Below are 7,501 nucleotides of genomic sequence, written 5' to 3' on the forward strand. Positions count from 1 at the left end.
TTCTATCATCACATTTCCTGTAGGGCTGCGGATCTGTGGGCAACTGGGAGGTTGTCCACAGATCCCCAGCTTGGCCTGTGGGCCCTGTGGGTAACAGGGATGTTATCCACAAGTCCACAGGCACCCATGCCCCTCACAGGCTCGCAACCACCCACAAATTGTCCCGAAGAGCCTATTATTTAAAGGCGGCAGGAGGTTTTAGGACTGGTGCATGAGCCTGGAGTAGCGAGGAGGTGGAGAAGCTCCCGCTGACGTTCACGGCGCACGAGGCTGCCGTCGGCCGTGAAGATCATTATCGCGAAAGACCCACAGCACCTTGTGAAGCTTGTACCTGTTTCGACGACCACACGGCGCCCACAGTTTGGCAGTGCCAAGGGATTGATCACCATGTAGGATGATTTTGATGATACAGTGCCATGAGCAAGCTGCAAAACGAGCATCTCGAGTTTTTCTTTGAAATTTCCATCGATCTGATGTGCATCGCCGGAGCGGATGGCTACTTTAAGCGCGTCAACCCGGCATTTACGAAAGCGCTGGGCTGGACTGCCGAGGAACTACTTGCCGAACCCTTCATAGAATTTGTTCATCCCGCTGACCGAGAGCGCACAGTCAATGAAGTCAGACGTCTCGCCAGTGGCATCGACACGGTTTGTTGTTTCGAGAACCGGTATCGGAAGAAAGACGGTTCATGGGCGTGGTTAGGCTGGACTTGCCCGGCGGCAACACCGGAAAACGAGCTGTTATACGCAGTTGCCCGCGACATCTCAGAGCAAAAGAAAATTCAAGAGCATTTGGTCCAACTCGCCACCTACGACAGCCTGACGGGCCTAGCTAACCGGGCATTATTCTTAGATGAGGCTGCTCGTGCCGCCTCGCGCTGTAACCGTACCCGCACGGGAATGGCGGTGTTGTACGTTGATCTTGATGGCTTCAAGCACATCAACGATGAACTCGGCCACGACGCTGGTGATGCCGTGCTTCGTGAAGCGGCTCAGCGTATCGCATCATGTATCCGAGACGGTGACTTGGCTGCTCGTCTTGGCGGTGACGAGTTCGCGGCTATTTTGCAAGCCAGCACCGCTTATCCGGGGCCGGTAGCGCAACGAATGATTGAGGCCATCGGCCAGCCCCTCGCTGTGCACGGTCGCACCTGTCAACTCTCTGCGAGTATCGGTTTGGCCATCTCGGATGTCGCCCCGCCCCTCAATCGTGTGGAGCAATTGATCAAATGTGCTGACATAGCAATGTATGATGCAAAAAGAGGCGGAGGAAATCGTTATGTTGTTTATGCGCCACGGTCTTAGACCGTTAACCCAGAATGCATGGCATCTGACCAGCGCATGAACACAAACGCCCATTCCGCTCGCTGCGCTCGCTTCATGGGCGCCGGTGTGCGGCGTTAGCCTATACAAACGAAGCGCGTCGGGTAGAAGAGAGAAGGTTGGAGCCAAAGACGGACCAACCGGTGGCCACAAGCTGACGGCGACCACCTTCATCCAGCGGCTGAATACCTCTGGAGGGATCGTGCCCTCGACCGGCTGCACCCAGTCACCGGACGTCGGCAAGAAGGCGTTGGTGCCTTACACGGCCGACTACTTCTTGTACAAGGCCGCCGAAAGCAACTAAGACGACGGCGACTAGGATCTCTGAACCGGGGGTTGAGAGAACCGGATGGCACATCCGTCCGGTTCTCCTCATCAGTCTTTCCAGCAATGCAGAAAACCGGAGTCGAATTATGCTTCAACGCCGTGCCCTGCTGACCGAGTCCGCGCCTGAACAAAGTGCAGGCGACCGCTTCCAGCATCCGCTCGTTCTCCCTGCGGCTTACAGCGGCGCCTGGCGCCCAGCGTTATGCCGCCAATTCGTATCGGGTCAGCGGTCGTGTCGGCTCGTCGACTCGCTCTCGATCGGCTCGACATGTCGGAACAGCCGCCACAAGGTGAGGTCGTAGGCGATCTTCATGCCTCCGGCGAGCACCAGCGGCCAGCCGAAGGGTGAGAGACTCAAAAGCCATCCCGAGATCCCCGGGCTCAAGGCCGCGGCCAAGCTGCGCGGCACGGCCGTGAGGCTCGCGGCCGCCGGGCGTTCCTCTTGTGTCACGATGGACATCACATAGGCGGTGCGGGCCGGCACGTCCATCTGCGACAGGAGGCTGCGCAGGCCCAGGAGCAAGAGCGTGAGGCCGAGGTCCGGCGCGAAGGCCGCGGCGACCAGCAAGGCGTTCGCGGGGAGATGTGTGAACACCATGGTGCGCACCAGACCGAGGCGCCCGGCGAGACGCACCGAAACGAAATAGGAGCAGGCCGAGCATAGTCGGGTCAGGAAGAAAAACACCCCGACGAGCGCCGCCGTGGCCTCGAAGCGTTGGTACAGCCAGGCCGCGATGAGGGTGTCGAGCACCAGCCCGCCGGCCAGTGAATCGAGCGAGAATAGGGCCGCGAGGCGGCGGATCGGCGCGCGCGAGGGCCCGAGCGGTGCCGCGATGGTCGCGTGGATGGGGAAAGGGCAGAGGCCGCGGTACAGGACGAAGGTCAACGCGCCGGCCAACGCATAGAAAACGAACGCCGCCCCGGGGCCGCCCCCGGGCGCCAGTCGTTCGACCGGGCCTGCGGCCAGGGCGCCGAGGGCCGCGCCCACCGTCCCGACAAAGCTGTAGCGAGCGAATAAGCCGGGGCGGTCGTGGACGTTTCCGCTACCGGCCAGGACCGCATGTTCGATCGGTACGAACACACTGACATCGCCGCCTGAGGGGTTGAGGGTCCCGACGAAGGCGATCGCGCACAGGACCCATAGCTCGTCGCTCTGGATGAAAGCGGCCCCCGAGCAAAACATGAGCACGGCGGCCCCTTGCAACGCCGGGCGGTAGCCGATCCCGCCGGCATAGCGGCCGGCCACGAGGGTCATGAGCGCGGAACCGGAGAGCGCGGCGCTCGCGAAGAGACCCAACCCGCCGGGGTCGAAACCGAGTACCGCGAAGTGCAAGGGCAGGAGGACGGCGATGAGGCCGTCACAAAAACCACGCAAGCCGCGCGCACCGAGCACCCGCCTCGGATCGCGCTCCGAACCATCGCGGGACGGCCCCCGAACGATCGGCATGCGGGCGCCTCTTGGGCCGGCTACCCGCCCGGCGCCGGCAGGGCCGACTCGCCACGGTGGGCGAGTCGTGCCGGGTCAGGCCAGCACGTCCTTCAAGCCCTTGAGCAGCACCGCCCGAAGGGCCTTGCGCGCCGGCTTGGCCTTGATGGTAATTTCCTCTCCGGTCGCCGGATTGCGGCCCTTGCGTGGCTTCTGCGCCGGCTTCTCCACGCGCCGGATCTTGACCGCGAGCTCCGGCACCACGAACTGACCCGAGCCGCGCTTCATCAAGTGCCGCCGGGCACAGTTGGCAAGCGCCGTCAGTACCGTCTTGACATCTGTCCGGCTCATGCCGGTCTCTTCGGCGATCGTCGTGATGACCTGAGCCTTGGTCTGACTCTCGGAGATCGCCTTCAGCTTAACGTTGTTATCCGCCATCTATCCCTCCCGAAATCGATACGCCCGACTCGCCCACCGAACGTTTGCGTGGTGCGCTTAGTATCTAACGGCTTCCGCGATTTGTCACCTGTCCTCGGGATTTTGTTGCGGCCCGGCGTGCCGCCGGCGAGGAGGTACAATGACGCCTGCTGTCACGCCGCCAGGGTCACGGAGCTGGCGGCGGCGCTGGGCACAACCTAACCCTGAGCGGGCATGGCCGAGGTCGAGTTCCGCAGTATCGAGAAGGTCTTCCCCGGCGGGGCCCGCGCCGTTTGCGACCTCACGCTCCACGTCCCCGAGGGGGAGCTTCTGGTCGTGGTCGGGCCGTCCGGCTGCGGTAAGTCCACCGTGCTGCGCATGGCGGCGGGCCTCGAGGCGCCCAGCGCCGGCGAGGTCTTGATCGATCGCCGGGTCGTCAACTCTTGGTCGCCGCAGCGGCGCAATGTGGCGATGGTGTTCCAGGACTATGCCCTCTATCCGCACATGAGCGTCCGGGGCAATCTGGAGTTCCCCTTGCGCATGCGCAAGCTGCCCAAGGCGGAGATGCGCGCCCGGGTCGCGGAGACGGCCGGCCTGCTGGCTTTGGAGAACCTCCTGGAGCGCATGCCTGGCGCGCTGTCGGGCGGTCAGCGGCAACGAGTCGCGATGGGCCGCGCGGTGGTGCGCGACCCCAGCGTCTTCCTCATGGACGAACCGCTGTCCAACCTCGATGCCAAGCTGCGGGTGCAGATCCGAGCCGAGATCGCGGCGCTGCACAGGCGCCTCGGGACCACGACCTTGTATGTCACCCATGACCAGGTCGAGGCCATGACGCTCGGATCGCGCGTTGCGGTGCTCTCTGCCGGCCGCCTGCAACAGGTGGCCGCGCCCGCGGACCTGTATGCCCGCCCGGCCAACCTGTTCGTGGCGAGCTTCATCGGCAATCCCGGCATGAACATCCTCCCGGTGCGGGTCGTCGCGCGCGTGCCACAGGGTGTGCGGCTCCGGATCGGTGAGCGGCCGATCGATGTGGGCGTACCGGAAGCGGCGCGGGCCGAACTGCGCGTCGATGCGCCGCTTTGGGTCGGTGTCCGGCCCGAGGCCCTGGGTTTGGGCCCGGCCGAGGGGTCGCTCCGCGTCCGTGTGGAGGCGATCGAGTCCTTGGGCCACGAGCATCTCGTCTACGGGCGGGTGGTGGGTGTTCCGGTCCCGGCCGTCGCGATCGACGCGCGGGCCGGTGACATTGGGATCGATCTGGGACGCGTGGTCGCGCGTCTGCCGAGTACAGAGCGACCGCACAGGGACGCGGAGTTGTTTCTCAAGGTGCGTCCCGAGTCCCTCTATCTGTTTACACCGAACGGTGAATGCCTGCGTCACGGCGATCTGGGATCGATAGAGCCCTGATGCGGCATCTTGCGATCCTGTCGCTCCTGGCCGCGCTCGCGGCCTGCGAGGCCGCGTTGCCCGGACCGACCGTCATCGATTTCTGGGCCATGGGGCGGGAAGGCGAGGCGGTCCAGTTGCTCCTCCCCGAGTTCGAGCGCCGGCATCCCGGCCTGCGTGTCCGAGTCCAGCAGGTCCCGTGGAGCGCCGCGCACGAGAAGCTCCTGACCGCCTTTGCCGGCGATGCCCTACCCGATGTCTTTCATCTCGGGAACACCTGGCTCCCGGAGCTCGTGGCCTTGCGTGCCCTGGCGCCGCTGGACGCATGGCTCCCGGGATCGATCGAGGTCACAGGGCAGGGGTTCTTTGCGGGACTGTTCGAGACCCAGGTCTTCGACGGTCACGCCTACGGCCTCCCCTGGTACGTCGATGCGCGCCTGCTCTTCTACCGGCAGGATCGCCTGGCAGAAGCCGGTTTCAGCGCCCCGCCACGCAACTGGGCGGAATGGGTCACGGCGATGGAGCGCATCCAGGCACAGCTCATGTCACCTCAGGCAGGTCCCGGTAGAGATAGAAGGAATGCTCATGCGATCTACCTCCCCATGGACGAATGGGAACCGCCCGTGATCCTGGCCTTGGGGCTCGGCGCGTCGCTCTTGAAAGACCAAGACCGATATGGGAACTTTCGCGGCACTAGGTTTCGGCGGGCGCTCGAGTTCTACACCGGGATCTTCGATCGGGGCCTCGCGCCGGCGCTCGGCCAAAGCCAGATCACGAATCTCTATCAGGACCTGGCGCGCGGTCGTTTCGCCATGTTCATCACCGGCCCGTGGAACATCGGCGAGTTGCGCCGCCGCCTGCCCGCCGAGTCCTTCGCCCTGTGGCGGACGGCACCCATGCCTCTACCGGAGACGCCGGCACCCGGATTGAATCGACTAAGTCGGGCTATGCCCGGTGTCTCGATCGCCGGTGGTGCGAGCCTGGTCGTCTCGCGCCGCTCGCCCCATGCGGAGGCGGCCTTCCGGCTGGTCGAGTACCTTTGCGATAGTGCGCAGCAACTGCGGTTCTATCGTGTCACCGGCAATCTGCCCGCGCGGCGGGACGCCTGGGTCGCGGGTGATCTGGAAACCGATCCCCTCGTCGCGGGCTTCTGGGAGCAGATGCAACACCTGCGATCGACACCCGCGATACCGGAATGGGAGCGCATCGCCTCCGGCATCGAGCGCGCCGCCGAGGCGGTGGTCCGCCACGAGCAAACCATCGACGAGGCCGTCACGACCCTCGATGTCGAGACCGATGCCATCCTCGAGAAGCGGCGCTGGCTCATGAGTCGTAGGGCTGCCGAGCCACGGCACACCCTCCGGGAGCGGGCGCGCGGCATGGGCCTTGAGCGCGGCGCTCGGTAAAGCTTGTTCTGGTTACAACAACCGGGTTACGACAACGGGGCATTGAGCGCGAACGATCGAGAGACCGAAAGGAGAAAGTTTCTAAGCCATCCCAATTTTGGGGATTTACCTCGGATGTCTTGATCGCTGCGCTCCCTGGGCAACCGATAATAGTGAGCTCTACCTCAAGCGGGATCCGGCCCGACTACCGGGCCTCGATCCCACGGGGCGGGCGGCGCGAATCGTTCGGCGAGGAAATCCACGAACGCGCGCACTTTGGGTGAGAGATAGCGGTTGTGGGGGTAGACCGCATAGAGGGTAGAGGGCTCGGTTGGGTAATCGTCCAGCACCGTGATGAGCGCCCCGCTCTGGAGCGCCTCGCCCACCATGAAAGTCGGGGTACGCGTGAGCCCGATCCCGGCCAGGAGCATATCCCGGATCGCCAGGCTGTTGTTGGATTGATACTTTCCCGACACCGTGACGCTGCGCTTGCCACCCGGCCCATCGAAGTGCCATTCGTTGTCGCTGGTAAGGGTGTAGATCAAACAGTTGTGGCGGATCAGATCCTCAGGCGTTTCGGGGATCCCCGCACGCTCCAAGTACAGCGGTGCGGCACAGACCACAAAACGGATGGGCGTAAGGCTGCGCGCCACCAAGGTGGAATCGGGAAGCGCGGTGATGATCCGCAGCGTCACGTCATAGCCTTCCTCAATCACATCCACAAAGCGGTCGTTGTAGCTCACATCGAGCGTGATCTCGGGGTAGCGCGTGAGGAACTCGGGCAGCGCGGGGCCGAGGTGCAGGATCCCGAAGGACATCGGCGCGTTGAGCTTCAGCGTCCCGCGCGGGGCCGCTTGGACGTGGCTCACGCAACGCTCGGCGGTGGCGATCTCCTCGAGCGCCAGGCGGCTGCGCTCATAGAGCGCGGCCCCCGCCTCGGTCAGGCTCAAGCGCCGGGTGGTGCGGTTGAGGAGCCGCGCACCGAGACGCTCCTCGAGCCGGGTCACATACTTGCTCACCACCGACTTGGCGATCCCAAGCCGCTCCGCGGCGGCGGTAAAGCTCTTCGCTTCGACCACCCGTACGAAGACCACGATGTCGGTTAGCTCGTCCAACATAGGTTATGTAGTTAAGGATTCGCGAAAATCGGCTCCAGACCGAATTGCAGCCGCCCACGTTGTCGATCCCGTTTAGGGTGTGCGCGTCGTGCGTTCCCGGCGAGGTAGTCGATGGCGCGTGCA

General features: G+C 64.1%; 6 protein-coding genes. 3 read left to right on the plus strand and 3 right to left on the minus strand.

Translation table 11 applies throughout. The annotated features are described in order from the left end of the window. The first annotated feature begins 416 nt into the window (after positions 1–416). The gene (locus tag M3461_04320; GenBank protein MDQ3773640.1) at positions 417–1,304 is read left to right on the plus strand and encodes a sensor domain-containing diguanylate cyclase; all 888 of its coding nucleotides are present in this window, start codon (positions 417–419) and stop codon (positions 1,302–1,304) included. Positions 1,305–1,872: 568 nt separating this feature from the next. Here the strand turns inward: M3461_04320 and M3461_04325 are convergent. Further along, positions 1,873–3,096: an MFS transporter gene (locus tag M3461_04325; protein ID MDQ3773641.1), complete on the minus strand. Its 1,224-nt coding sequence runs from the start codon at positions 3,094–3,096 to the stop codon at positions 1,873–1,875. Between the two features lie 75 nt (positions 3,097–3,171). Further along, a complete protein-coding gene (locus tag M3461_04330; protein MDQ3773642.1) occupies positions 3,172–3,513 on the minus strand; it encodes an HU family DNA-binding protein in 342 nt (113 codons plus the stop codon). A gap of 213 nt (positions 3,514–3,726) precedes the next feature. Here M3461_04330 and M3461_04335 point away from each other — a divergent pair, with 213 nt between their 5' ends. After that, a complete protein-coding gene (locus M3461_04335; protein MDQ3773643.1) occupies positions 3,727–4,896 on the plus strand; it encodes an ATP-binding cassette domain-containing protein in 1,170 nt (389 codons plus the stop codon). After that, positions 4,896–6,281 carry an extracellular solute-binding protein gene (locus M3461_04340; protein ID MDQ3773644.1) on the plus strand — a complete coding sequence of 462 codons (1,386 nt, stop codon included), beginning with the start codon at positions 4,896–4,898 and terminating at the stop codon, positions 6,279–6,281. The genes M3461_04335 and M3461_04340 overlap by 1 nt, the downstream gene beginning before the upstream one ends. 164 nt (positions 6,282–6,445) lie before the next feature. Here the strand turns inward: M3461_04340 and M3461_04345 are convergent, their stop codons facing one another. Further along, a complete protein-coding gene (locus M3461_04345; GenBank protein ID MDQ3773645.1) occupies positions 6,446–7,375 on the minus strand; it encodes a LysR family transcriptional regulator in 930 nt (309 codons plus the stop codon). Positions 7,376–7,501 lie beyond the last annotated feature (126 nt).

This window comes from Pseudomonadota bacterium, from assembly GCA_030860485.1.
In the GTDB taxonomy this organism is placed as follows: domain Bacteria; phylum Pseudomonadota; class Gammaproteobacteria; order JACCXJ01; family JACCXJ01; genus JACCXJ01.

What these genes read in the sequence shown, in the direction of transcription:
- M3461_04340 (MDQ3773644.1), top strand. Translation starts at nt 4,896, where the DNA reads ATGCGGCATCTTGCGATCCTGTCGCTCCTGGCCGCGCTCGCGGCCTGC.
- M3461_04330 (MDQ3773642.1), bottom strand. Translation starts at nt 3,513, where the DNA reads ATGGCGGATAACAACGTTAAGCTGAAGGCGATCTCCGAGAGTCAGACC.
- M3461_04320 (MDQ3773640.1), top strand. Translation starts at nt 417, where the DNA reads ATGAGCAAGCTGCAAAACGAGCATCTCGAGTTTTTCTTTGAAATTTCC.
- M3461_04335 (MDQ3773643.1), top strand. Translation starts at nt 3,727, where the DNA reads ATGGCCGAGGTCGAGTTCCGCAGTATCGAGAAGGTCTTCCCCGGCGGG.
- M3461_04325 (MDQ3773641.1), bottom strand. Translation starts at nt 3,096, where the DNA reads ATGCCGATCGTTCGGGGGCCGTCCCGCGATGGTTCGGAGCGCGATCCG.